We start from the raw sequence: 23,128 nt of genomic DNA on the forward strand, positions 1-23,128 counted from the left end.
GCACCCTTCATCACCGCAGTACCGAGCCGGCGCCAGGTTGCCCGGCTCGCTGACAGCCACCTCGATCAACAATCATTCCAATCTGAGGTCAGGTATGAACAGCAACATCTTTCTCGGCAGTTTCTTCGTCTACCTCCTGGCCATGATCGCGCTGGGCTGGTGGGTGTCGCGCAATCACCGCTCCAGCGGCGATGACTTTCTCCTCGGCGGGCGCAGCATTCCGCTGTTTCTCACCATCGGCACCACCGTCGCGACCATGGTCGGCACCGGCTCGAGCATGGGCGCGGTGGGCTTCGGCTACAACAACGGCTGGGCCGGCGCGCTGTACGGCATCGGCGGGGCCATCGGCATTCTGCTGCTGGCGGTGCTGTTCGCCTCGGTGCGCAAGTTGCGCTTCATGACCATGAGCGAGGAGCTGGCCTACTACGTGGGCGGCAGCCGGGTGGTGCGCAACGTGGTGGCGCTGCTGATCTACATCGCCAGCATCGGCTGGCTGGGCGCGCATATCCTCGGCGGCGGCATGTACCTGGCGTGGATCACCGACATCGACCTGAACACCGCGAAATTCGTGGTCGCCATCGGCTTCGGCCTGTACTGCGTCATCGGCGGCTACCTGGCCGTGGTGTGGACCGACACCATCCAGGCCATCCTGCTGTTCATCGGCTTCATCGCCATGGCGGTATTCGCGCTGATCGAGATCGGTGGCTTCGAGCACCTGGCCGACAACATGGACATCAGCACCACCGGTTTTCTGGGCATCAGCAGCCTGGGATTGATCCCGGCGATTTCCCTTGCCGCCGTGGTCGCCATCGGCGTGCTGGCCACGCCGTCCTTTCGCCAGCGCATCTATTCGGCGGACTCGGTCGGCAGCGTGCGCCGCTCCTTCGTGTTCACCGGCATCCTGTACCTGGGCTTTTCCATCATTCCGGCGATCATCGGCATGGCCGCGCACACCCTGGCGCCGAATCTGGAAAACAGCAATTACGCCTTCCCATTCCTGGCCACCCAGGTGTTGCCGCTCTGGCTGGGCTTGCTGGTGATGATCGCCGGGCTTTCCGCGACCATGTCCAGCGCCAGCTCGGATGCCCTGGCCGGCGTGTCGATCATGATGCGCGACCTCTACATCCTGGTCACCGGCCATACGCCGCCGGCCGACCGCGTGGTGCGCTATTCGCGCTTCGCCCTGCTGTTCACCATCGGCATGGCGCTGGCCTTCGCCCTCACCTCGGACAACATCATCAGCTACATCACCAAAATGATCGCCACGGTCATGGCCGGCATGTTCGTCTGCGCCATCCTCGGCAAGTTCTGGGGCCGCTACAACTGGCAAGGCGCGATTGCCACCCTGGTCGCGGCCTCCAGCACCTCGCTGGCGATCATCAGCCATGCCGGCTGGAGCGCCTACTGGGGCAACCCCAGCATTCCCGCGGTTATCGCGGCCGTGGTGGCGGGCGTGGTGGTGTCGCTGCTCACCCCACGCTGCCAGATCACCAAGGAGCAGGCGCTGGCCCGGGTGACCGAAGAGCGCCAGGCGATGGAAACGCCGGTGAAGATCGTTTCCTGAGAACCTGGTGACGATCCTTTAGACGACGTAAAGAGGCTGCGACAACGCAGAAGCCACCACTCAGCGATTCATTGTGGTAATGCACCAACGTCCGCTCCCGCCTTTTTTTGCAGTCAACGCGCTGAAGTCGAGCCGAAGCGTCGTTTCCTGACAGCGTGGCGGATCAAAACTGCTTTTCAGCGCGCGCGGCAACCGGCACCTTAGAGGCCTGCCGGCCCGCGCGCTTTAGCATGCGGCGCAAACGGCCTCTGCCCTGCGCGACATTTTCAGGCGTTCTACCCGATGAGTCTTCGCACCGCCCACCTGCAACTCCACGGCGCCGCCCTGCTGGTCGGCGTCTCGGCCCTGTTCGGCGAGTCGCTCAACGTCAGCGCCAGCATGATCGTGCTTGGCCGCTCAGCCTTCGCGCTGCTGGCGCTGAGCCTGTTCTGCCTATGCCTGGGCAAGCGGCCCTGGCGCGGCGTCAGCACGCCCACCGCGGCCAAGCTGCTGGCCACCGGCGTGACGCTGGGCGCGCACTGGCTGCTGTTCTTCATGGCGGTGCAAACCGGCGGGGTCGCCGTGGCGACCCTGGGCTTTGCCTCGTTCCCCGCCTTCACCGCCTTGATCGAACGCGTGGTGTTCGGCCAGCGCCTGGGGCGCAGCGATCGCTGGATTCTGCTGCTGGTGTCGATCGGGCTGCTGCTGATCACCCCGTCATTCGATCTGCGCGATGGCGCCACCGTCGGGTTGCTCTACGGCGTGCTGTCCGGCGCGGTGTATGCGGCGATTGCCGTGGCCAACAAGCATGTCTCTGGCAGGGTCGATGGCCTGGTGTCCTGCTGGTGGCAATGCCTGGCCATCAGCCTGGCCCTGCTGTTCTGGTGCCTGCCGGAAGTGCCGACCATCAGTACCGGGGACTGGTGGCAGCTGGCGGCGCTCGGCGTGTTGTGTACGGCCCTCGCCTACAGCCTGTTCATCGCCTCGCTGCGCCATGTACGCGCGCACACCGCGGCAGTGGTGATCACCATGGAGCCGATCTACGCCATCGCCGGTGCCTGGCTTATCTTCGGCACCGTGCCGACCGCCGGCATGCTGCTCGGCGGTTTGCTGATTCTCGGCGCGGTCGCCTGGTCCGGGCTGCAGAGCAAGCGCTAGAAATGCATGGATGGCAGCCCTGTCAGGGCTGCCAGGTGGTGCGCTCGCCGCTGAGCCGGTGATCGAGAAAGCTGGCCGCGCTGATCAGCGCCAGGTGGCTCAGCGCCTGGGGCGTATTGCCCAGGTGATGGCCGCGCTTGTCCAGCTCTTCGGCGTACAGGCCCAGGGGGTTGGCGTAACGCAGCAGCTGCTCGAACTCCAGGTGGGCCTTTTCCAGCCGGCCAGCGCGGGCCAGGCATTCCACGTACCAGAACGAGCAGGCCATGAAGGAACCCTCCTCGCCCTCCAGGCCGTCATCGGTGCGGTAGCGATAGACCATGCCGTCGCGCACCAGCTGCTGCTCGATGGCTTCCAGGGTGGCCAGCCAGCGCGGGTCGGTGGCGGCGACGAAACGCATCAGTGGCATCAGCAGCATGGATCCGTCGACGCCCTGACAGCCGATGCGCTGCACGAAGTGGCCGCAGTCCTGGTCCCAGAAGTTGTTCCAGATATCGTCATGGATGGCCTGACGCTCGTCGTTCCAGCGCGCGAAGGGCGCCGGCAGCGAACGTTTCTGGGCCAGGCGGATGGCGCGGTCCAGGGCGACCCAGCACATCAGCCGCGAGTGCAGGAAATGCTGCTCTTCGCCACGGATTTCCCAGATGCCCACATCCTTCTGCTGCCAGCTGTCGCAGACCTGATCGACGATGCCCACCACATGCTTCCAGCCCTCGTGGGAAATCGCTTCGCCATACTTGTTGGCCAGGTACACGGCATCCAGCAGCTCGCCGAAGATATCCAGCTGGGTCTGTTCGTGGGCTTCGTTGCCGATGCGCACCGGGCGAGCACCGCCATGCCCCGAGAGATGCTTGAGGGAGGTTTCCGGCAGATGATGCTGACCTTCCAGGCTGTAGAGAATGCGCAGGTGCGCCGGGGTTTCCGAGCAGTCGTCGACACGCGCGCGCACCCAGCGCATGAAGGCGTTGGCCTCTTCGGAAAAGCCCAGGCGCATGAAGGCGTAGACGGTGAACGAGGCATCACGGATCCAGGTGTAGCGGTAATCCCAGTTGCGCTCGCCACCCGGCGCCTCCGGCAGGCCGTAGGTGGCGGCGGCGATGATGCCGCCGTGCTTGCGCGAGGTCAGCAGCTTGAGCGCCAGGGCCGAGCGATGCACCATCTCGCGCCAGCGGCCGCGGTAATTGGACTGTTTCATCCAGCGCCGCCAGTACTTCAGGGTTTCCTGCAGGCAATGCTCGCAGGCCCCGGCAGCCACCAGCGGATCATCCGTCGCGCCCAGGACGAACTCCGCATGCTCGCCTTCGCGCAGCTCGAATTCGGCGACGGCGCAGTGCTCGTCGATACGCAACGGCTGGCTCGCCGACAACCGCAGGCTGGGCTGCCCTGGCGCGTGGAACAGCACATCGTCGCCATCGATCTGGGCCAGCGTATCGGCGCGGCTGTAATCGTGGCGCACCCGACAGCGCAGGCGGATGGTGGCACTGCCGGAGACCACGCGGATATTGCGGATCAGCCGCGGCGCGGCGTCGACATCGGCGTTGATCGGCATCAGGTCGGTGCACTCCACCACCGCCTGCTCGTCCAGCCAGCGGGTCTGCAGCACGTTGGTATCGGGCAGGTAGAGTTGCTGGCGGCGCGCCTCGGGCAAGTCCGGGGCCAGCTGGAAGACGCCGGCCTGGGGCGTATCGAGCAAGGCGCTGAAGATCGACGGGCTGTCGAAGTCCGGCCAGCAGAAGAAGTCCACGCAACCGCTGTCGGCCACCAACGCGGCACTGCGCATGTCGCCGATGATACCGTGGGCCTCGATGGGCATCTGACGATCCTGGATATCAGCCATTGTCACGAAACTCCGGGTAAAGGCTCATGCCGCCATCGATGAACAGCGTGGTGCCGTGGACGTAATCGGCCCTGTCGGAAGCCAGCCACACCACCGCATTGGCGATGTCCTGGGCGTCGCCGATGCGGCCATAGGGAATCAGTTCGAGAAGCTTGTCGGCCGCCTCGCCTTGGGTGGCCTCGCGGTTGATCGCGGTGCGGATGGCCCCCGGCGCGATGGCGTTGACGCGAATACGCTGCTCGCCCACTTCCTGGGCCACGCTGCGCATCAGCAGATCGAGCCCGCCCTTGGAGGCGGCATAGTTGGCGCGCCCGGCCCAGGGAATCAGCTGGTGCACCGAGCTCATCTGGATGATCTTGCCGGCGGCGCGGGAAATCTCCTCACGAATGCCCTGTTTGGCGAACTGCCGCAGGGCGGCGCGCACGCAGAGGAACTGGCCGGTGAGGTTGACCTGCAGCACCTGGTTCCACTCGTCCAGGCTCATGTCCACGGTGGGTGCATCGCGCTGCATGCCGGAGTTGGCCAACAGGATATCCAGCCGGCCGAAGGCCGCGAGGCTGTCGGCGAACAGCGCCTCGACCTCCGCCTCACTGGACACATCGGCCTTTACGGCGATGGCCTGGCCGCCGCCGTCACGGATTTCTCCCGCCAGACGCTCGGCGGCTTCGCGCCCGGAACGGTAGTTGAGCACCACCGCGGCACCCGCCTCGGCCAATGCCTTGGCAGATGCCGCGCCGATCCCGGAACTGGCACCGGTGACCAGCGCGACCTGTGACTGCAGAGAGATGAGCATGGCCGTTTCCCTTTTCTCGACTTGCTACACCTGACTGGAAGCCAAGCGGCAGAGTTCAGGGAAAAGCCCGCTGCCGTCGATCAGGACGCCAGCACCTCCCCCGCCGGGTGCCCGTCCAAGAGGAATCGGTCATGCGAGGAGAACCGCCATGCAAGAAATCGAAGCGCTGCTCGACTACCTCAAGCGCCACAAGCTGTACCTGACCACCGCCGAATCCTGTACCGCCGGTATGGTCGTGGCCTTGCTCGCCAAGCACCCCGGCAGCGGCGAATGCCTGGACAGTGGCCATGTGGTCTATTCGCCAGCGGCCAAGAAACGCCTGCTGGGGGTCAGTCAGGAGTTACTGGACAGTTTCAACCTGACCAGCGAAGAGGTGGTGCGGGCGATGGCCAGCGGCGCCTTGAACGGCAGCCCGGCCAACGTGGCCGTGGCCACCACGGGCGTCGCCGGCCCCGAGCCGCAGGGCGAGATCGCTCCCGGCACGCTGTGCTTCGCCTGGGCCTTTCGCCTGGCAGACGGCAGCACCCGGCTGTTTTCCTGTACCGAACATTTCACCGGCGACCGCTCGCGAATTCTCGATGAAGCCGCCCGCTTCGCCCTGCTGCGCCTGCCGGAGCGGCACGCGCAGCTGCTCGACGAAGCTTAGCGTCGGCCCTTGCCGGGCAGGATCGAACCCAGCACCTGCTTGGTGGCCTGGCGCAGGATACCGCCCTGGTTCGGGTCGCCCTGCCATAGCGTCGAGGCAAAGGCCTTGGCCTGAGCCAGGGTGATGTGTGGCGGCAATGGCGGCACGTCGGGGTCGGTCTTGAATTCGATCAGCACCGGGCGGTCGGCCGCCAGCGCCTGCTCCCAGGCGCCCGCCACATCCTCCTCACGGTCGACGTAGATGCCCTTGAGGCCGATGGACTCGGCGAACTGGTGGTAGGCGACGCTGGGAATGTCCTGGGACGCCGAAAACTTCGGGTCGCCCTCCATCACCCGCTGCTCCCAGGTCACCTGGTTGAGGTCTTCGTTGTTGAACACCGCGCAGATCCAGCGCTTGTCGTGCCACTGGTGCCAATACTTGGCCACGGTGATCAGCTCGGCCATGTTGTTCATCTGCATCGCGCCGTCACCGACCAGCGCCACCACCGGACGATCCGGGTGGGCGAACTTGGCGGCAATCGCATAAGGCACCGCCGCGCCCATCGAAGCCAGGCCGCCGGACAGCGAGCAGAGCATGTCCTCGCGCATCTTCACGTCACGGGCGAACCAGTTGGCGCAGGAGCCCGAATCACTGGTCACCACGGCGCGGTCCGGCAGGCGCGGCGACAGCTCATAGGCGACCCGCTGCGGGTTGATCGGCGAGGCCGAGGCCATGGCGCGGCGCTTCAGGGTGGTCTGCCACTGCGCCGTCCAGCGCTCGATGCGCTTGCGCCAGGTGCGCAGCGTCTTGCGTTCGAGCAGCGGCAGCAGCGCCTGCAAGGTATCGGCAGCGTCGCCCTGCAGGTTGACCTCCATGGGGTAGCGCAGGCCGAGCATGTCGGCCTGGATATCGATCTGCACGGCGCGCGCCTGGCCCTCCTTAGGCAGGAACTCGGCATAGGGGAAGCCCGAGCCGATCATCAGCAGGGTGTCGCACTCGCTCATCATCTGGTAACTGGGCTTGGTGCCGAGCAGGCCGATGGAGCCGGTCACCCAGGGCAGGTCATCAGGCAATGCGGCCTTGCCGAGCAGCGCCTTGGCGACGCCGGCCCCCAGCACATCGGCCACTTCGGTGACCTCCCTGGCGGCGCCCAATGCGCCGGCACCGATCAGGATCGCCACCTTCTTGCCGGCGTTGAGCACGTCCGCTGCGCGCTGCAGGTCGGCTTCATAGGGCACCACGCGGGGCCTGCTATAACCGACACCGGAATGCAAGGTGCCGTGTTCACGGGGCGGCTCCTCATAGGGCAGCGTCTGCAGATCGTTGGGCAGGATGATCGCCGTCACCCGGCGTTCACCCAGTGCGGTGCGAATGCTGCGGTCGACCAGGTGGCGTACCTGGGACGGCGCGCTGGCCTGCTGCACGAAGGCGCCGGCCACGTCCTTGAACATCGACAGCAGGTCCACCTCCTGCTGGTAATGGCCGCCCAGGGCATTGCGCGCCTGCTGGCCGACGATGGCCAGCACCGGCATATGATCCATGCGCGCATCGTACAAGCCGGTGAGCAGATGGGCCGCACCAGGGCCGGAGGTGGCGATGCACACGCCCAGGTCACCGGAGAACTTGGCATCGGCTGCAGCCATGAACGCGGCCATTTCTTCATGGCGCGCCTGGATGAAGCGGATCTTGCCCTCGGCCTTGGCCAGGGCGCCGAATACGCCGTTGATGCCATCGCCCGGATAGCCATAAATGCGCCGCACGCCCCATTGATGGAGGCGTTCGACGATGAAATCTGCGACTGTCATGCTCATGGATAACTCGCTCGAGGTTCAGGCCCGTGCGGGCCGACATGGATGGAGTTGCCACGCGACGTCTGGGTGCGCGACGGTCTGGCCGGGCAGCCTGGCCGCCGGGCACAGGAATCTTGACCGGCGTCGTTCGCCAGAGGTTTAAGGTTTCGCCCCCCGCCGCTGCGCCTGTGCCAACCCCGGGCGGGCCGGCAAAAAGATCGAACATGCAGCCCGCGGCACCCTCAAACCCATAGAGCAGCGCACCGAGGAACGAGGCATGACCCAGCGAGTACCCGATCCGACCCAGGCACCCGACTTGCCAGGCGAGCCCTCTCCACTCGGTTTGCCCGATGAACCGGACAACGATGAGTTACCGGAAAAGCCGCAGCCAGACCCCGTCTGAGCGCGACAAGCCCGCTAGCCCATCCACAACCAGGCAGGAGTGAACCTATGGTCGCCTTCGAACCGCAATCGCAACCCGAACGACGGGAGCCGCCACGCCAGAACGTCAGAGGCTGGGAGCGTCTGCTGTCCATCGGTGGCGGGCTGCTGCTCGCTGCCCTGGGTGCGGGCAAGCATGGCCAGCAGGGCAAACGCCAGCTGAGCGTCGGTGGCCTGCTGGTGCTACGTGGGCTGAGCGGACATTGCAGCGTGAAGAGCGCGCTCGATGCTCCGCTGGAAGAAATTCGCTACCTGCGCGAGCGCGTGCAACGCCTGCAGGAGCTGGTACTGATGGCCGAGCAGGTCGCCGAGCGTACCCGCGCGCCTGCCGTGACGCCGGTGCCCGTGCAACCTGCGTCGGTACAGCCAGCCGCTCAGCCGGTACCACCGGTACCCCCCGCAGCGGCAGAATTCGGTACGCCAATCGCCGACGAATTCGCCAGCCGCGAACAAAGCCGCTAAGCGACAGACAGGCAATAGATGGAAAGCCCTTCAGAGCACGAACAGGTGTAACCACATGGAAAACCAAAACCACGACCGCCCGCACAAGCGCCCTGCCAAGATCATTTCCGGGCATTGGCAACAGGATGCCCAGGAGCAACTGCGCGCACGCATCCAGGCCGAGCAGGTGCATACCGATGAGCTCGAAGCGCTGGCGAACATCGCCCGTTCCACCATCGCCGACCTGGAAAATTCCGACGCCGTGCAATCGCCGGATCGCCTGCGCGAGGCGGCGCGCCAGCTCGCCTTGCTGCGCGATGCCCTGAACAACTACAGCGGCCACGCGGTACACAGCGTTGACCGCTTCGCCCGCAAGCACCCGCTATGGCTGGCGGCCGGTGGCCTGGCCGTGGGCTTGGTGCTGAGCCGGGTGCTGAGCAAACGCCGCGGCCGTGATGGCCGTTATGCCCATGGAGGAGCACTGTGATGAACGACGATCCTCGGCAGCCTCCGCTGGAACCCTCCCTGCTTGGCCTGCTGCGCCAGCTGACGCGCGAAGTGCAGACGCTGTTCACCAAGGAGCTGGCACTGGCCAAGGTCGAGCTCAACGCCTCGCTGCAAGCCACCAAGACCGGTATCGCCGCGGTCGCAGCAGGGGCCATCGTGCTGCTGTGCGGCGTGCTGATGCTGCTGCTCGCCGCCGTCTATGGCCTCAGCGAAGTGCTGCCGCCGTGGGCGGCCGCGCTGATCGTCGGCGTGGTGGTCATCGTCATCGGCTTGATCATACTCAAGGTCGGCCAGCAGAAATTCGCCCCTTCCCAACTCACCCCCGAGCGCACCCTGGACTCCTTGCAGAAAGACAAGGAAGCGGTGCAGAGGCAAATGTCATGAGTACCCACAGCAGCATCGCAGCTGAATCGCTCAAATCCCCGGAAGTGCTCGAGCAGGAAATCGATCAGCAGCGCAACCGTATCGATGCGCTCATCGATGATGTGGAAGCACGCCTTACGCCGCAGCGGCTGATCGATCAGGCGCTGGCCTATGGCCGGGAAAGTGGCGGCCTGGAAATGGCCGAGCGCCTGGGGCAAACCCTCAAGGCCAACCCGGTTCCCGTGGCCATGACCGCCATCGGCCTGGCCTGGCTGGCCTTCGAGCAGACCCGCAAGCCCGCGCCGGCAGCGCCTGACCCCGAGCTGGCGGAGGATCACGAATCCTTGATCGACGCCCTGCACCATGCCAAGCACTCGCTGGAACAGAGCACCCAGGCCGCGCGGCGCAAGCTGCATGACCTGGCCGACGGTGCCAGCGCCGCGACGGAGCAGGTCAAGCAGAGCGCCAATGCAGTCGGCCGGGCCGTGCACCGCCACCCGTTGGCCTTCGCGGCAGCAGGTCTGGCGGTGGGCGCGATCGTGGGCCTGCTGGGCACCGGCCGCCAGCGCTCGTCTGACGACGAGCTGGCACCCGAACCCTACGTGGTGCCGGATATCGAAGCCGGTTTCGATGAGCTGGCTGACGAGCTGGACGACGAACCGCCCTTTCGGCCTGGCGCCATATAAATGGTTTGCAGCGCTGCCATCGGCAGCGCTGTGCCGAGAGCAGACACGCAAAAAGCGCCCTAGGGCGCTTTTTGCGTTGCTTCCGGGTGTTCAGTGGGCCCTGGAAGCGATATATGGCGCAGCGGACGGGACTCGAACCCGCGACCCCCGGCGTGACAGGCCGGTATTCTAACCGACTGAACTACCGCTGCGCATACCTCGATTGGTGGGTGATGACGGGATCGAACCGCCGACCCTCTGCTTGTAAGGCAGATGCTCTCCCGGCTGAGCTAATCACCCTTCACTCTCGAAGTGGGGCGCATTCTAGAGAGCGACCTGCACCTTGGCAACCCCCTTGGTGAAAAAAATTTATTGGCGATCCAAAGGCTTAGCAATCACCAGCATTTAACGGGACAAATCACCCAAGCGCTCGATACAGGGTTGGCCTAATCCACCACTGGAAGGAATAATGCGCCCTCGCGCGGGTCTGATCGTCGCGCGGCGTTCTTTCCTGTCCGCCGCCGGACTGCCCATGCGCTGCCTGACGCAGCTGCCATGCGCCCGAATTGAAGATTTCCTGCGCGCCGCGGCGCGCATCCGCTAACTGGAGACAACCCGCTCATGTGGTTTCGCAACCTGCTGGTCTACCGCCTCACCCAGGACGTCGACTTCGATACCGACAAACTGCAAGCCGCACTGGCCGCCAAACCGGCTCGCCCCTGCGCCAGCCAGGAACTGGCTACCTATGGCTTCGTCGCCCCCTTCGGCAAGGGCGAAGACGCACCGCTGGTGCACGAGAGCCAGGGCTTCCTGCTGATCTCGGCACGCAAGGAAGAACGCATCCTGCCCGGCAGCGTGGTCAAGGACGCGGTCAAGGAAAAGGTCGACGAGATCGAAAGCGAGCAGATGCGCAAGGTCTACAAGAAGGAGCGCGAGCAGATCAAGGACGAGATCGTCCAGGCCTTCCTGCCCCGCGCCTTTATCCGCAAGTCGGCGACCTTCGCCGCCATCGCCCCGGCCCAGGGCCTGATCATCGTCAACGCCTCCAGCCCCAAGCGCGCCGAAGACCTGCTCTCCACCCTGCGTGAAGCCATCGGCTCGCTGCCGGTACGCCCGCTGACCGTGAAGATCGCCCCGAGCGCGACCATGACCGACTGGGTCAAGGCCCAGAAAGCGGCTGCCGACTTCCACGTGCTGGACGAGTGCGAACTGCGTGACACCCACGAAGACGGCGGCATCGTGCGTTGCAAGCGCCAGGACCTGACCGGCGAAGAAGTGCAGCTGCACATGAGCTCGGGCAAGCAGGTCACCCAGCTGTCCCTGGGCTGGCAGGACAAGCTGTCCTTCGTGCTCGACGACAAGCTGGTGGTCAAGCGCCTGAAGTTCGAGGACCTGCTGCAGGAGCAGGCCGAGCAGGATGGCGGCGACGACGACCTGAGCCAGCAGGACGCCAGCTTCACCCTGATGATGCTGACCCTGATCGAGTTCCTGCCGGCATTGTTTGAAGCTCTCGGCGGCGAAGACACCCCGCAGGGCCTCTAAAGGCTGCTGCGCGTCGGCCCTGCGGCGTTAAAAATAGGCGAGGCAAGCCGCTTGCGGCTAACGCACTTCAGTGCGGCCCGAAGGGCGAGCGGAGCGAGTAATGCTCATGTACAAAAGTACAGTCGGCCGCGACCCCGGCCGCTTTCTCGCCTATTTTTGCCTTGCAGGGCTCTAGCTCGCGAGCCTTTCAATTGCAGCTGCTCTCTTACAACAGCTCAAGACCCCGCCCCATCCGGCAGCCACCGCTGTCTATCCAACAATAACTGGCCGCACAGTGCTCCACCCCGGAGCCTGCCACCGCGCTTTAGGGAACCCCGCCATGTCTGCCTTGATCGCCCTCAGCCGCTTCGTCGGCAATACCTTCGCCATCTGGGTTCTGTTGTTCGCCGTATTGGCGTTCCTGATTCCCGGCGCATTTCTGCCGCTGACGGCGTTTATCGTGCCGCTGCTCGGGCTGATCATGTTCGGCATGGGCCTGACCCTGAAAGCCGAGGATTTCCGCGAGGTGGTGCGCCATCCGCTGCGCGTGCTGATCGGCGTGCTGGCGCAGTTCATCATCATGCCGTGCCTGGCCTGGCTGCTCTGCAAGCTGTTCGGCCTACCGCCGGAGGTAGCTGTGGGCGTGATCCTGGTGGGCTGCTGCCCGGGCGGCACCGCCTCGAACGTCATCACCTGGTTCGCCAAGGGCGATGTGGCGCTGTCGGTCGGTATCACCGCGGTCACCACGCTGATGGCGCCGCTGGTCACCCCGGCGCTGATCTGGCTGCTGGCCTCCGAATGGCTGCCGGTGTCGTTCTGGGCGATGTTCAGCTCGATCCTGCAGATGGTACTGCTGCCGATCATCCTCGGCCTGGTCGCCCAGCGCCTGCTGGGTGAGCGAGTGAAGCTGGCAGTGGACGTACTGCCGCTGATCTCGGTGGTGTCCATCGTCGCCATCGTGGCGGCGGTGGTGGCGGCCAGCCAGGCCAAGATCGCCGAATCGGGCCTGCTGATCATGGCCGTGGTGATGCTGCACAATGGTCTCGGCCTGGCCATGGGCTATGCTGCCGGGCGTTTCTTCGGTATGCCGCTGGCGCAGCGCAAGACCCTGTCCATCGAAGTCGGCATGCAGAACTCCGGCCTCGGCGCGGCCCTGGCCAGCGCCCACTTCTCGCCCCTGGCGGCGGTGCCCAGTGCGTTGTTCAGCGTCTGGCACAACCTCTCGGGGCCGCTCCTGGCAACCTTCCTGCGCCGCATGAAGGATGAGCGCGATCAGTGAGCGGGCTTAGCCGCAACCGCAATTTGGTGGGCTAAAGCCCACCCTACAGCGCTGAAGTTGATGCCACCCATCCCGATAGGTCAACGAAGTCCGTGGGAACGGGCCATGCCCGTGACTTCTCGCCCATGCACCAGGCGCCCCATCCGATGACGGCCTACCAACCGTCACGGCTAAGCTGACTTGCCCTTACAACCCCATCATGCACAATAGCGGTGCACGCCGGGGACGACCCCGGGTTCGCGTGCCTGACTGCCGGGGACGACCCCACTGCCATTCGTGAGGGTCATATGTCCTGGATCATCCTGTTCTTTGCCGGCCTGTTCGAGGTCGGCTGGGCCGTCGGCCTGAAGTACACCGAGGGTTTCACCCGCCCGCTTCCGACCGTGCTGACCATCGCCGCGATGCTGGTCAGCCTCGGCTTGCTGGGCCTGGCCATGAAGGAATTGCCGCTGGGTACCGCCTACGCCATCTGGACGGGCGTCGGCGCGGTCGGCACGGTGATCGCCGGCATCATCCTGTTTGGTGAGTCCATGGCGTTGATTCGCCTGGCCAGCGTGGCGCTGATCATCTGCGGCCTGATCGGCCTGAAGATGAGCCACGGTTGAAATGACAGAGCCCGCCGATTGGCGGGCTCTGTCATTTCCTGGGTTCGATCTTCCAGCTCAGCGGTTATCCCCTCGCAGCGCCTCGACCTCGGCCTGCAACACCTGCCGTGTCGCGGCGGCGGCCTCGATGGGCGCGCCAGCCACCAGATCGATCCGCGACCAGAAGCGGCGGAACAAGCCCTTCTGCGGATCACGGCTGAAAAAGCTGCCCCACAAGCCACCCAGCGCCATGGGAATCACCGGCACCGGGTTGTCCTGCAGGATGCGCTCGACGCCGGCCTTGAACTCGCCGATCTCGCCATCGGTGGTCAGCTTGCCTTCGGGAAAGATGCACACCAGCTCACCGTCGCGCAGGTACTCACCAATGCGCTTGAACGCCGCGTCGAACACCAGCAGGTCCTCGCTGCGCCCGGCAATCGGCACCGTACCGGCAGTGCGGAAGATGAAGTTGAGCACCGGCAGGTTGTAGATCTTGTAGTACATGACGAAGCGCACCGGCCGGCGCACCGCGCCACCGATCAGCAGCGCATCGACGAACGACACGTGGTTGCACACCAGCACTGCCGGCCCCTCTTCGGGAATCGAGTCGAGGCCCCGGTGCGACACCCGGTACATCGAGTGACCCAGCATCCAGATCAGGAAGCGCATGGTGAATTCGGGGACGATCCTGAAGATGTAGCTGTTCACCGCCACGTTCATCAGCGAAATGACCAGGAACAGCTGGGGGATCGACAGCCCGGCAACGCTCAGGAACAGGATCGACATGATTGCCGAGCACACCATGAACGCCGCATTGAGGATGTTGTTGGCAGCGATCACCCGGGCCCGCTCGTTCTCGGCGGTGCGCGACTGGATCAGCGCATACAGCGGCACGATGTAGAAGCCGCCAAATACGCCGATACCGAGGATCGAACCGAGCACCCACCAGGCGTGGCCAAAGCCCAGTAGCGCCAGCCAGTCATGTGGCTGCGCCGCTTCGGGAATACCACCCGAGGCCCACCACAGCAGAATGCCGAACAGCGACAGGCCGATGGAACCGAACGGCACCAGGCCGATTTCCACCTTGCGCCCGCTCATGCGTTCGCAGAGCATCGAGCCCAGGGCGATGCCCACCGAGAACACGGTAAGGATCAGCGTCACCACGCTCTCGTCGCCGTGCAACCATTCCTTGGAATAGGCTGGAATCTGCGTCAGGTACACCGCGCCGAGAAACCAGAACCACGAGTTGCCAAGCAGCGAGCGCGACACCGCCTTGGGCTGCGTCAGGCCCATGCGCAGGGTCAGCCAGGTCTGCCGGAAGATGTTCCAGTCCAGCACCAGATCCGGCAATGCCGCATTGGCCTGCGGAATGCTCCGCGCCGACAGGTAACCCAGCACCGCCACCAGCACCACCGAGGCGGCGACGATCACCCCGTAGTGCGCACTGGTAAGCATCAGGCCGGCGCCGATGGTGCCGGCCAGAATCGCCAGGAAGGTGCCCATTTCCACCAGCGCGTTACCGCCGACCAGCTCTTCGGGCTCTAACGCCTGGGGCAGGATCGAGTACTTCACCGGGCCGAACAGCGCCGATTGCAGGCCCATGGTGAACAGCACGCCGAGCATCAGCGTCAGGTTGCCGAACAGCACGCCGACCGCACCGACGCCCATGATGAAAATCTCGAAGAACTTCAGCCGGCGGATCAACCAGTCCTTGGCGAACTTCTCGCCGAACTGCCCGCCCAGCGCGGAAAACAGAAAGAACGGCAGGATGAACAGCATGGCGGCGACGTTGACCAGCAGGTCGCGATCGGTGTCCAGGGCCAACTTGAAGAGAATCGCCAGGATCAGCGACTGCTTGAAGATGTTGTCGTTGAAAGCACCGAGCAACTGGGTGATGAAGAACGGCAGGAAGCGCCGGCTTTTCAGCAGAGCGAATTGCGATGGCTGACTCATCGAGACCTTTCCCTTTGCGGATTCGATGAGCATTGGACTGCAACGGCTCGGGCAAAGCCACAGCGACGCGCATTTTTGTCGACGCGCGCGCCTTTTCAGCTGAACAGCGGATTACCGCGCAGCCGCGCCACGGCCAGGTCGACGAAGGCGCGCACCTTGGCCGGCGCCTGGCGGCCTTCGGGGTACAGCACGTGGATCGGCAGCGGCGGCTCCTCGAATGCCTCGAGCACGATCTGCAGCGCACCCTCCTGCAGTGAGGGGCCGGCCTGATAGCTCAGTACCCGGGTCAGCCCCCAGCCGGCGCGGGCGGTGGCGATCGCCGACTCGTTGGTGTTGGATTGCAGCACCGGATCGACCAGCACCCGCTGGCCCTCGGCGAAGCGCCATTCCGGCGAGGCCCAGGCACTTTGCGAGACGACGATGCGGTGATCCTTGAGGTCGGCCGGCACCTTCGGCACGCCGTATCTGGCGAGATACGACGGCGCTGCGCAGATCACCCGACGCACCGCGCCGACCTGGATGGCGGTAAAGCCCGAGTCCGCCAGGTGACCGATACGGATCGCCACGTCGATGCCTTCGTCGACGATATTCACCGGGCGGTCGACGAAGAAGGTGCGTGCGTGCATGCCCGGGTAGGCATCCAGGTAGGCGAGCACCAGCGGCAGCACATGCAGATGGCCGAACATCGATGCGGCGGTCACGGTCAGGGTGCCCGACGGCTCGGCGTAGTGACCGGCAGCGGCCAGCTCCGCCTCGGCGATATCGCCAAGAATCCGCCGGCAGTCCTGCAGGTAGCGGCTGCCGGCCTCGGTGGTTTTCACCGAGCGCGTGGTGCGCACCAACAGCCGCGCGCCGATCAGGTCCTCGAGGCCGGCGACGATGCGCGTCACCGCCGGCGCACTCATGTGCATCTGCCGCGCCGTGCTGGCGAAGCTGCCGGTTTCCGCGACCTTCACAAATACCCGCATCGCCTGCCAACGATCCATCCGCCTGTCGCTCCTCTGCTTCAGCGTTGGCTGCGCTGGTGGCGCAGCGAAGGGAGTATGCCGTATCTGATGGTGCCGAGTGCGGGCACAACTGCATACGCAGAGCGCGTTCAGGATCACTCAAGGCTGATTCTGGAAAGCACAACCAGTGGCAGGAACGTGGCGGGAGCAGCCGGTCGGCCGTTTTTCGCCTTTGGGTGTTTTTCATGCCAAAAAAATCAGCAGGCGACACCAATCTGCCCCTTCAGAAGGCCGAGCGGAATCGTTGCGAAGAGGGCCGGGCGGGTAGCCTTGGGCGACATGGATGTCGCGAGAGGCTAGGCGCCCCCACCGGATGGCCCAGGGACGGCCCTTCGTGGGGGGCCGCCTAGGTCGGGCCCTCGGAGCAACGATGTAGCGAGGGAACCCCGGCGAAGCCGGGGCCGTATGGCGGGGCTAGGCCTTTTGGTTTCTTTTGGCGGGGCCGGCCATCCGGGCAATGTCAAAAGGAACCCGCTCGACAGAGCGGAACTGAGTGCACTAACGACACGATGACTCAGACCAGCCACGGTGGACGGATGAAGCGTCGTCCACCCTACAAACTGAATGGCCCAGAGCGGCTATGCAGTTGTACCCTCAGAGCTACTGGCGATAGCCGTATTGACACGCTTTTGTGGGAACGCGCCATGCGCGTGAAAAATCGCCGGCATGGCCCGCTCCCACAGGGAGAATGCAGATATCTACCTCTCCCTACAGGCGATCTGAGACTACCAACGCCCTAGAACTATCAAGGTCCAGGAAGATGACACCCAACTGCTCAGAAACCGAAACTGCTGAGCCCCGGATGGTCATCCGGCCGACGCCCCAGCGGCCAGTGAAACCTGCGCTCGGCCTCGCTGATCGGTTGCTCGTTGATGCTGGCGTGGCGGGCGCGCATCAGGCCGTCTGCGGCGAATTCCCAGTTCTCGTTGCCGTAGGCGCGGAACCACTGGCCGCTGTCGTCGCGGTACTCGTAGGCGTAGCGCACGGCGATGCGATTGCCGGTAAAGGCCCACAGCTCCTTGATCAGCCGATAGTCGAGTTCGCGGTTCCATTTGCGGGCCAGGAAGGCTTCGGCCTCGGCACGGTTGCTGACGAACTCGACGCGGTTGCGCCAGCGGGTATCGAGCGTATAGGCCTGCGCCACCTTGGCGGCGTCGCGACTGTTCCAGCCGTCTTCGGCCAGGCGCACCTTTTCGATGGCGGATTGTTCATTGAACGGCGGCAGCGGTGGGCGGGACATGGCAGAACTCCTCGTTTGGGTTGAGAACGCAGCTCGTGGGTGAATGTCACAGCGCCAGTTCCAGGCGCTGATCAGCGGTGTTTTCGGTTTGCGCGGGCACGGCGCAGCAGATCAGCACTTCGTCGTCGCCGTGTGGCGCGGTGGGCGCTTTCAGGTAACTCACCGCCCCCTTCAGCAGTCGCGTCTTGCAGGTGCCGCAGGCGCCCTCCCGGCAGCTGAATGCCGGCTCCAGGCCGCGGGCCTCGGCCAGTTCCAGCAAGCTGCCGGCGCCCGGTATCCAGCGCCCTTCCTTCAGCGACTCGGTGAACAGCACCGGCACCGGCTCGGTGGCCGGCGGCAGCGCCACGGTGGCTGCCACCGGCTGGTCGGGGCGCCGCACCAGCGACGCCGGCCCGAAGCCCTCGGCATGAATGCGCTGGTCGGCGATGTTGTAGCCGCGCAGCCCATCGTAAAGCCCTTGGGTAAAGGCCGGCGGCCCGCACAGGTAAAAGGCGTAATCGTCGAAGGCCAGATAGCGGGTCAGCAGTGCCATATCGATGCGCCCTGCCGTGTCGTAATCGACGCCCGGTTGGGCACCGCGGGTATCGCTGAGCACCCGCACCAGCCTTATAGCCCCCTGAGCGGCAGCGACCAGCTCGGCCAACTCGCGGTCGAAGGGGCGCTCGGCTTTCGAGCGGGCGGCATGGAACAGGGTGACCGGCCTGATCCGCTGCTGGCGCCAGCCTTCGTAAACCACGTGACGCAGCATCGCCAGCAGCGGCGTGATGCCAATGCCACCGGCCAGCAGCACCAGGGGGCGCTGCGCCTGCGCGTCGAGGGTGAAGGCACCGGCCGGCGCGCGGGCTTCGATCAGGTCGCCCTCGCTTAACTGGTCATGGATAAATTGCGACACCCGCCCTTCACGCTTGACGCTGATCCGGTAGAGGCCATCGGACGGCGCCACCGACAGGCTGTAGGTACGAATCAGCGGTTTTTCGTCGGCGCCAAGCTGCAGCCGAATCGGCAGGTGCTGGCCGGCCAGGTGCGGCAGCAGCCCGGCGCCATCGACCGGCTCGAGATACAGCGAGCGGATCGACCGGCTTTCCTGAACGATGCGCGCTATCTTCATCGGCCGCCACTGCGTGGCGTACTGGGCGGTGCACAGCCGGTCGGCGGCCTGCTGCCAGTTGCCGGTGAGCAGCGAACTGTCCGCCCAACCGTCCTCGCGCAGCGCCCAGCGCAGGGCCATGGCGCCCGGGCGGCGCGTGATACGCCGGGCCCGGAACGTCCACAGCCGCTCGGCGCCTTGAAACGCACCGATCTCCGCTGAATCGAAAACCACCTCGGCATCACCACTCAGCTGCAGCACGTCACCCGTGGCGAAATCCACGAACAGCAGGCCGGCCTTGCCGTTGAGCACGATATTGCCGAGGGTGGAAAAGAACAGGTTGCCGTTGAAATCCGGGATGGTCAGGGTGCCATCGGCCGCGACCCGCACGAAGCCGCTGTTGCCGCCACGGTGCGAGACATCGACCTGGCGCTGCCCTTCGACATCGGCATAGGTCGCCACGAAGAAGGTATCCGCCCCCTCGATCAACACCCGCGCTGCAGCATCCAGCGCCGGCAATTGCTCCACCTCGCCAGCGAACGGCGCCGCCGGATCACGGGCGAAGGTGAAGTCGCGCTGCTGGATATACCGCGGGCAGTTGCCGAAGCTCTGCTCGACATTCACCCGCAAGCCCTGGGTACCGGCCGCCACCACGCCATTCATGCGGTTACGGCGGCGGCTGTGCAACTCGATGCCCAGCAAGCCCAACGCCTTCCCCTCGCCCATACCCTGGGCGACGGGATCAGCTGCATGGGGACGGGCAGCGATATCCAGCACGGTAGGCGTTGGCGAGGCCATGAAGCCGGCCGGCCCTTCGAGCATGCCGGCCCAGGCGTCGCCTTGCCCATCCACACTACCCAGCACGATAAACGGCAACTGGGCATAGAAATCGCGGTGCTGGTCGGGCATGAAGTCGCGCACCACGCGCTTGCCGACCGCCGCCATCCGTTCGGCGACACCGAGTTTTTCCTGGATGAAGGTTTCACCCGGATGCCAGGTGGCAGGGATATTCACGAGATCAGTCATGATTGTTCTCCCGGAGGCGGCAGCGGCGGCATGGATGCTTAGAACCTGTTCACGAGCTAGCGAGCTAGAGCCATACAAGGCAAAAATAGGCGAGGAAGCGGAGTTTACGTGCTGTAAATGAGCATTCTGAGCCTGTTTATAACGCAGTAGGGCCGACGCGCAGCAGATCGTGAACAGGTTCTTAGGCGTTGGCGGTCAGCCCGGCAGCGGTCTCGGGAATCGCGACGAACCCCGGCAGCGCCTCGATGCGCGCCAGAAAGGCGCGAACCTGCCCGTAGGCCGACAGGTCGACGTTGCCCTCCGGCGCCCGGGCCAGGTAGCTGTACAGCGCCACGTCGGCGATGGTCGGGTGATCGGCAGCCAGCCACTGGCGACCGCTCAGGTGGCGTTCCAGGCGGGCGAGCAGCACGTGGGCGCGGGCAATCACTTCCTCGGCATCGAAGTCGGCGCCGAACACCGTGATCAGGCGCGCCGCACAGGGCCCGTAAGCCAGCTCGCCAGCCGCCACGGACAACCAGCGCTGCACCGCCGCGGCGCCGGCGGGATCTTCCGGCAGCCAGTCGGTGCGCCCGGTTTTCTTGGCCAGATACACGAGGATGGCGTTGGAGTCGGCAACCACCACGCCGTCATCTTCCAGCACCGGCACCTGACCGAAGGGGTTGAGCGCGAGAAACTCAGGCTGCTTGTGGGCGCCGGCAGCCAGGTCGACCTCGACCAGCTCGGGCTCGAGGCCGAGCAGCGAGGCGAACAGAACGGCGCGATGGGCGTGGCCGGACAGGGGGACGTGGTGGATTTTCATGGGTCGGCTCCTGGTTGACGGTGGGCCGGGAGAAGCCCCGATCCGTGCGACCAGCTTGCGACAGGATGCCTTCGTGATGAATACGCGTTGTTGGCACTACTTTATTTCGGTAACTGGAATAGTCCCGTGCCCATTAAATCGGCAACTGGCCCAGCGCCCAGCGCAGCCCGAAGAAGATCAGCAGCCCGCCGCCAATGGTCGCCAGCAGATGGCGGGTCACCACGGCGATGGCGATGGTTGCCAGGCCGGCCAGCAGATAGGCGTTGTCCCAGCTCAGCGCCCAATTACGGCCGTCGGGCAGCAGCATGGCCGGCACCACGATGGCGGTCAGCACCGCGGTCGGCACGTAATGCAGGGCCTGGCGCACCGCCTGGGGAAAACGCAGGCCGGGAAAGGCGAACAGGCTGTAGCGGGTGGCGAAGGTGATCGCCAGCATGCCGAAGATCAGGATCCAGTTGTCCATCAGCAGAGCTCCTCCTGCAGCGGCCGTTGATAACGCTCCAGCGCCACGCCGACGACGATGCCGGCAAAGGCAGCGGCCATCAGCCCGAGCTTGTACGGCAGGTCGTGAAAGATCAGCGCGGTCACGGCCGCCACCAGCGCCGCGGCGATCTGCGGGCGGTTGCGCAGCATCGGTACGACGATACCGACGAAGGTGGCGATCATCGCGAAATCCAGCCCCCAGGCAGCGAGGTTCGGCACCGCCTGGCCGAACAGCAGGCCGATCAGCGTGCAACCGATCCAGTTGCCATACATGGCCAGGCCGGCACCGAGAAAGTACCAGTGCTTGTTGGGCGAATCGTCGCTGCGAGCGTAACGCTGCTGCACCACGGCGAAGGCCTCGTCGGTCAGCCAGAACGCCAGCGGCATGCGCCAGCGCTTGGGCAGGTGGCGCACGAAGGGTTGCAGGGTGGCGCTGTACAGCGCATGGCGCAGGTTGACCACCAGGGTAGTCAGCCAGAGCACCGCCAGGGTGGCGCCACCGGTCAGCAGGCTGACGGCGATGAACTGCGCGGAGCCGGCGAACACCAGCACCGACATGCCGATGGTCTGCCAGGCGTCGAGCCCGGCGGCGCCGGCCAGGCTGCCGTAGATGATGCCAAACGGCATGGCGCCGAGCAGCATCGGCAACATGTCGCGCAGGCCCTGGAAGAATTCTTGGTATCGGGACATCGGCTCATCGCTTGACTGAAAAGATCGCGCTGGCGATCAGGAGCGCATCAGGCTAGCCCACCCTGCCCCGGCTGTCTTGAACAATCTTGCGCAGTTGCGCCGATCAGTGGCCGGTATCGAGCACCGCGATACCAGGCTCCGAGTAACGGTCGGTGTCTTGCCAGCTAGCCGCCTGTAGTCTTTGCGGACTGGCGTTGTCAGCTTAAAGCAGCGTCTGCGCTTAGCACTTGTGGGAGCGCGCCATGCGCGCGAAAAGTCGCGGGCATGGCCCGCTCCCACAGGTAGTAGCCAGGGCTGCAACCGCTACTCTGCCCCGGGTATCGCTGCGCTCAACCACAGGCTACGGGCTGCGCTGGCAGGCCTTGCGGTACTCACCCGGCCCCACGCCATACACCTGCTTGAACTGCCGCGTCAGGTGGCTCTGGTCGGCAAAGCCCAGTTGCAGGGTCACGCTCAGCGGCGCGCAACCATCACGCAGCAGCGCCCGCGCCTGTTCCAGCCGGCGCTGTTGCAGCCAGGCGTAGGGCGGCAGGCCGCGATGGCGAAAGCGCTGGACGCCGCCCTCGATCACGGTGAACACGAAACCTTCATGCACATGCGGGGTGAAGCGCTGCTTGATATAGCGCGCCTGCAGCAGCTCAACACCGGCCAGCGCGGGGCTTTCCCAGAAGCGGATGCGCTCGCCGGCAGGCATGGCTCACACGCCGAAGCGTGCCTCCAATCCGGCCTTGACCACCGGCCATTCCTGGTCGGTGATGCTGTACAGCACGGTGTCGTCGAGGCGCCCGTCGGCCAGGCGGCGATGGTTGCGCAGCAGCCCTTCACGGATGGCGCCGAGCTTTTCGATGGCGCGCTGGGCGCGCAGGTTGCTGGCCGCGGTCTTCAGTTGCACGCGCACCATCTGCCAGTTTTCGAAGGCGTGGCGCAGCATCAGGTACTTGATCATGCTGTTGAGGCCGGTGCCGTGCTGGGCGGCGTCCAGCCAGGTCCAGCCGATTTCCACGGCTGGCAGGGTCGCCATGAAGTCGGCAAAACGGGTGGTGCCGACCACCTGATCACCCAAGCGGATCACGAACGGCAAGGCACGCTCCTCGCGCTGCTCCTGCAGCGCCAGGCGATACCAGTCCAGGCGTTGCGTGCCGCTCATGTAGAGCAGCTCCTCGCGGTTGGCTTCGGCCAGGCTGACCAGCGCCGGAATATCGCCATCGAGCAACGGCTCGATGCGCAAGGCACCGCGTTGCAGGGTGATCAATTGCGGCTTGAACATCGTTTTTTCTCCACTCACAACGCAGCCAGGCC

The 23,128-nt window shown here is 65.2% G+C and carries 22 protein-coding genes and 2 tRNA genes; 10 read left to right on the forward strand and 14 right to left on the reverse strand.

What is annotated here, in order from left to right:
• Window positions 1-94 precede the first annotated feature (94 nt).
• Window positions 95-1,564, forward strand: a complete 1,470-nt coding sequence (locus tag QYS36_RS13680; RefSeq protein ID WP_308839999.1) for a sodium:solute symporter family protein — start codon at window positions 95-97, stop codon at window positions 1,562-1,564.
• Window positions 1,565-1,846: 282 nt separating this feature from the next.
• Window positions 1,847-2,701, forward strand: coding sequence for a DMT family transporter (locus tag QYS36_RS13685; RefSeq protein ID WP_308840000.1), 855 nt, complete (start codon window positions 1,847-1,849; stop codon window positions 2,699-2,701).
• A 22-nt stretch (window positions 2,702-2,723) separates the two neighbouring features.
• Here QYS36_RS13685 and QYS36_RS13690 read toward each other — a convergent pair whose 3' ends face one another.
• Window positions 2,724-4,535: a glycoside hydrolase family 15 protein gene (locus QYS36_RS13690; RefSeq protein ID WP_308840001.1), complete on the reverse strand. Its 1,812-nt coding sequence runs from the start codon at window positions 4,533-4,535 to the stop codon at window positions 2,724-2,726.
• Window positions 4,528-5,328, reverse strand: a complete 801-nt coding sequence (locus QYS36_RS13695; RefSeq protein WP_308840002.1) for a glucose 1-dehydrogenase — start codon at window positions 5,326-5,328, stop codon at window positions 4,528-4,530. Before QYS36_RS13695 ends, QYS36_RS13690 begins: the two co-directional genes overlap by 8 nt.
• Window positions 5,329-5,476: 148 nt before the next feature.
• Between QYS36_RS13695 and QYS36_RS13700 the strand changes: the two genes are divergently transcribed.
• Window positions 5,477-5,974 (forward strand): CinA family protein, encoded by a 498-nt coding sequence (locus QYS36_RS13700; RefSeq protein WP_308840003.1) that lies wholly within the window; start codon window positions 5,477-5,479, stop codon window positions 5,972-5,974.
• Here QYS36_RS13700 and QYS36_RS13705 read toward each other — a convergent pair.
• Entirely contained in the window at window positions 5,971-7,764 is a 1,794-nt protein-coding gene (locus tag QYS36_RS13705) for a thiamine pyrophosphate-requiring protein (RefSeq protein ID WP_308840004.1), read from the reverse strand. The genes QYS36_RS13700 and QYS36_RS13705 overlap by 4 nt on opposite strands.
• A gap of 429 nt (window positions 7,765-8,193) precedes the next feature.
• Between QYS36_RS13705 and QYS36_RS13710 the strand changes: the two genes are divergently transcribed.
• From QYS36_RS13710 to QYS36_RS13725, 4 genes are read left to right on the forward strand one after another with little or no spacing between them, the layout of a single operon-like run.
• Window positions 8,194-8,646: a YgaP-like transmembrane domain gene (locus QYS36_RS13710; RefSeq protein WP_308840005.1), complete on the forward strand. Its 453-nt coding sequence runs from the start codon at window positions 8,194-8,196 to the stop codon at window positions 8,644-8,646.
• Between the two features lie 55 nt (window positions 8,647-8,701).
• Window positions 8,702-9,112 (forward strand): hypothetical protein, encoded by a 411-nt coding sequence (locus QYS36_RS13715; protein ID WP_308840006.1) that lies wholly within the window; start codon window positions 8,702-8,704, stop codon window positions 9,110-9,112.
• Window positions 9,112-9,516 carry a phage holin family protein gene (locus tag QYS36_RS13720; protein WP_308840007.1) on the forward strand — a complete coding sequence of 135 codons (405 nt, stop codon included), beginning with the start codon at window positions 9,112-9,114 and terminating at the stop codon, window positions 9,514-9,516. Before QYS36_RS13715 ends, QYS36_RS13720 begins: the two co-directional genes overlap by 1 nt.
• Complete coding sequence (locus QYS36_RS13725; RefSeq protein ID WP_308840008.1) at window positions 9,513-10,181, forward strand: DUF3618 domain-containing protein; 669 nt, start codon at window positions 9,513-9,515, stop codon at window positions 10,179-10,181. Before QYS36_RS13720 ends, QYS36_RS13725 begins: the two co-directional genes overlap by 4 nt.
• A gap of 114 nt (window positions 10,182-10,295) precedes the next feature.
• Here QYS36_RS13725 and QYS36_RS13730 read toward each other — a convergent pair.
• Both QYS36_RS13730 and QYS36_RS13735 read right to left on the reverse strand, forming a co-directional pair.
• A tRNA-Asp gene (locus QYS36_RS13730) sits at window positions 10,296-10,372 on the reverse strand.
• A 12-nt stretch (window positions 10,373-10,384) separates the two neighbouring features.
• Window positions 10,385-10,460, reverse strand: a tRNA-Val gene (locus tag QYS36_RS13735).
• Between the two features lie 321 nt (window positions 10,461-10,781).
• Between QYS36_RS13735 and rdgC the strand changes: the two genes are divergently transcribed.
• From rdgC to sugE, 3 genes are all read left to right on the forward strand, one after another.
• The gene (rdgC, locus tag QYS36_RS13740; protein WP_308840009.1) at window positions 10,782-11,702 is read left to right on the forward strand and encodes a recombination-associated protein RdgC; all 921 of its coding nucleotides are present in this window, start codon (window positions 10,782-10,784) and stop codon (window positions 11,700-11,702) included.
• A 319-nt stretch (window positions 11,703-12,021) separates the two neighbouring features.
• Window positions 12,022-12,960 carry a bile acid:sodium symporter family protein gene (locus QYS36_RS13745; protein WP_308840010.1) on the forward strand — a complete coding sequence of 313 codons (939 nt, stop codon included), beginning with the start codon at window positions 12,022-12,024 and terminating at the stop codon, window positions 12,958-12,960.
• A gap of 287 nt (window positions 12,961-13,247) precedes the next feature.
• On the forward strand, window positions 13,248-13,565 hold the full coding sequence (gene sugE / locus QYS36_RS13750) for a quaternary ammonium compound efflux SMR transporter SugE (protein ID WP_013792239.1): 318 nt from the start codon (window positions 13,248-13,250) through the stop codon (window positions 13,563-13,565).
• A gap of 57 nt (window positions 13,566-13,622) precedes the next feature.
• Here sugE and QYS36_RS13755 read toward each other — a convergent pair whose 3' ends face one another.
• The 9 genes from QYS36_RS13755 to QYS36_RS13795 form a co-directional block, all read right to left on the reverse strand.
• Window positions 13,623-15,497 carry an MFS transporter gene (locus QYS36_RS13755; protein ID WP_308840011.1) on the reverse strand — a complete coding sequence of 625 codons (1,875 nt, stop codon included), beginning with the start codon at window positions 15,495-15,497 and terminating at the stop codon, window positions 13,623-13,625.
• Between the two features lie 95 nt (window positions 15,498-15,592).
• Window positions 15,593-16,483 (reverse strand): LysR family transcriptional regulator, encoded by an 891-nt coding sequence (locus QYS36_RS13760; RefSeq protein ID WP_308840012.1) that lies wholly within the window; start codon window positions 16,481-16,483, stop codon window positions 15,593-15,595.
• Window positions 16,484-17,279: 796 nt separating this feature from the next.
• Window positions 17,280-17,744, reverse strand: a complete 465-nt coding sequence (locus tag QYS36_RS13765) for a DUF1348 family protein (RefSeq protein WP_308840013.1) — start codon at window positions 17,742-17,744, stop codon at window positions 17,280-17,282.
• Between the two features lie 46 nt (window positions 17,745-17,790).
• Window positions 17,791-19,857 carry a pyridoxamine 5'-phosphate oxidase family protein gene (locus QYS36_RS13770; RefSeq protein ID WP_308840014.1) on the reverse strand — a complete coding sequence of 689 codons (2,067 nt, stop codon included), beginning with the start codon at window positions 19,855-19,857 and terminating at the stop codon, window positions 17,791-17,793.
• Window positions 19,858-20,038: 181 nt separating this feature from the next.
• Window positions 20,039-20,656 carry a glutathione S-transferase gene (locus QYS36_RS13775; protein WP_308840015.1) on the reverse strand — a complete coding sequence of 206 codons (618 nt, stop codon included), beginning with the start codon at window positions 20,654-20,656 and terminating at the stop codon, window positions 20,039-20,041.
• A gap of 133 nt (window positions 20,657-20,789) precedes the next feature.
• Complete coding sequence (locus QYS36_RS13780; protein ID WP_308840016.1) at window positions 20,790-21,119, reverse strand: AzlD domain-containing protein; 330 nt, start codon at window positions 21,117-21,119, stop codon at window positions 20,790-20,792.
• Window positions 21,119-21,829 carry an AzlC family ABC transporter permease gene (locus tag QYS36_RS13785; protein WP_308840017.1) on the reverse strand — a complete coding sequence of 237 codons (711 nt, stop codon included), beginning with the start codon at window positions 21,827-21,829 and terminating at the stop codon, window positions 21,119-21,121. Before QYS36_RS13785 ends, QYS36_RS13780 begins: the two co-directional genes overlap by 1 nt.
• A 340-nt stretch (window positions 21,830-22,169) precedes the next feature.
• On the reverse strand, window positions 22,170-22,523 hold the full coding sequence (locus QYS36_RS13790; RefSeq protein ID WP_308840018.1) for an AraC family transcriptional regulator: 354 nt from the start codon (window positions 22,521-22,523) through the stop codon (window positions 22,170-22,172).
• Between the two features lie 3 nt (window positions 22,524-22,526).
• Window positions 22,527-23,096: a GNAT family protein gene (locus tag QYS36_RS13795; protein WP_308840019.1), complete on the reverse strand. Its 570-nt coding sequence runs from the start codon at window positions 23,094-23,096 to the stop codon at window positions 22,527-22,529.
• Window positions 23,097-23,128 lie beyond the last annotated feature (32 nt).

Origin of the sequence: Pseudomonas sp. G34, from assembly GCF_031119625.1 — a bacterium.
In the GTDB taxonomy this organism is placed as follows: domain Bacteria; phylum Pseudomonadota; class Gammaproteobacteria; order Pseudomonadales; family Pseudomonadaceae; genus Aquipseudomonas.

What these genes read in the sequence shown, in the direction of transcription:
- QYS36_RS13680 (WP_308839999.1), top strand. Translation starts at nt 95, where the DNA reads ATGAACAGCAACATCTTTCTCGGCAGTTTCTTCGTCTACCTCCTGGCC.
- QYS36_RS13685 (WP_308840000.1), top strand. Translation starts at nt 1,847, where the DNA reads ATGAGTCTTCGCACCGCCCACCTGCAACTCCACGGCGCCGCCCTGCTG.
- QYS36_RS13690 (WP_308840001.1), bottom strand. Translation starts at nt 4,535, where the DNA reads ATGGCTGATATCCAGGATCGTCAGATGCCCATCGAGGCCCACGGTATC.
- QYS36_RS13695 (WP_308840002.1), bottom strand. Translation starts at nt 5,328, where the DNA reads ATGCTCATCTCTCTGCAGTCACAGGTCGCGCTGGTCACCGGTGCCAGT.
- QYS36_RS13700 (WP_308840003.1), top strand. Translation starts at nt 5,477, where the DNA reads ATGCAAGAAATCGAAGCGCTGCTCGACTACCTCAAGCGCCACAAGCTG.
- QYS36_RS13705 (WP_308840004.1), bottom strand. Translation starts at nt 7,764, where the DNA reads ATGAGCATGACAGTCGCAGATTTCATCGTCGAACGCCTCCATCAATGG.
- QYS36_RS13710 (WP_308840005.1), top strand. Translation starts at nt 8,194, where the DNA reads ATGGTCGCCTTCGAACCGCAATCGCAACCCGAACGACGGGAGCCGCCA.
- QYS36_RS13715 (WP_308840006.1), top strand. Translation starts at nt 8,702, where the DNA reads ATGGAAAACCAAAACCACGACCGCCCGCACAAGCGCCCTGCCAAGATC.
- QYS36_RS13720 (WP_308840007.1), top strand. Translation starts at nt 9,112, where the DNA reads ATGAACGACGATCCTCGGCAGCCTCCGCTGGAACCCTCCCTGCTTGGC.
- QYS36_RS13725 (WP_308840008.1), top strand. Translation starts at nt 9,513, where the DNA reads ATGAGTACCCACAGCAGCATCGCAGCTGAATCGCTCAAATCCCCGGAA.
- rdgC (WP_308840009.1), top strand. Translation starts at nt 10,782, where the DNA reads ATGTGGTTTCGCAACCTGCTGGTCTACCGCCTCACCCAGGACGTCGAC.
- QYS36_RS13745 (WP_308840010.1), top strand. Translation starts at nt 12,022, where the DNA reads ATGTCTGCCTTGATCGCCCTCAGCCGCTTCGTCGGCAATACCTTCGCC.
- sugE (WP_013792239.1), top strand. Translation starts at nt 13,248, where the DNA reads ATGTCCTGGATCATCCTGTTCTTTGCCGGCCTGTTCGAGGTCGGCTGG.
- QYS36_RS13755 (WP_308840011.1), bottom strand. Translation starts at nt 15,497, where the DNA reads ATGAGTCAGCCATCGCAATTCGCTCTGCTGAAAAGCCGGCGCTTCCTG.
- QYS36_RS13760 (WP_308840012.1), bottom strand. Translation starts at nt 16,483, where the DNA reads ATGGATCGTTGGCAGGCGATGCGGGTATTTGTGAAGGTCGCGGAAACC.
- QYS36_RS13765 (WP_308840013.1), bottom strand. Translation starts at nt 17,744, where the DNA reads ATGTCCCGCCCACCGCTGCCGCCGTTCAATGAACAATCCGCCATCGAA.
- QYS36_RS13770 (WP_308840014.1), bottom strand. Translation starts at nt 19,857, where the DNA reads ATGACTGATCTCGTGAATATCCCTGCCACCTGGCATCCGGGTGAAACC.
- QYS36_RS13775 (WP_308840015.1), bottom strand. Translation starts at nt 20,656, where the DNA reads ATGAAAATCCACCACGTCCCCCTGTCCGGCCACGCCCATCGCGCCGTT.
- QYS36_RS13780 (WP_308840016.1), bottom strand. Translation starts at nt 21,119, where the DNA reads ATGGACAACTGGATCCTGATCTTCGGCATGCTGGCGATCACCTTCGCC.
- QYS36_RS13785 (WP_308840017.1), bottom strand. Translation starts at nt 21,829, where the DNA reads ATGTCCCGATACCAAGAATTCTTCCAGGGCCTGCGCGACATGTTGCCG.
- QYS36_RS13790 (WP_308840018.1), bottom strand. Translation starts at nt 22,523, where the DNA reads ATGCCTGCCGGCGAGCGCATCCGCTTCTGGGAAAGCCCCGCGCTGGCC.
- QYS36_RS13795 (WP_308840019.1), bottom strand. Translation starts at nt 23,096, where the DNA reads ATGTTCAAGCCGCAATTGATCACCCTGCAACGCGGTGCCTTGCGCATC.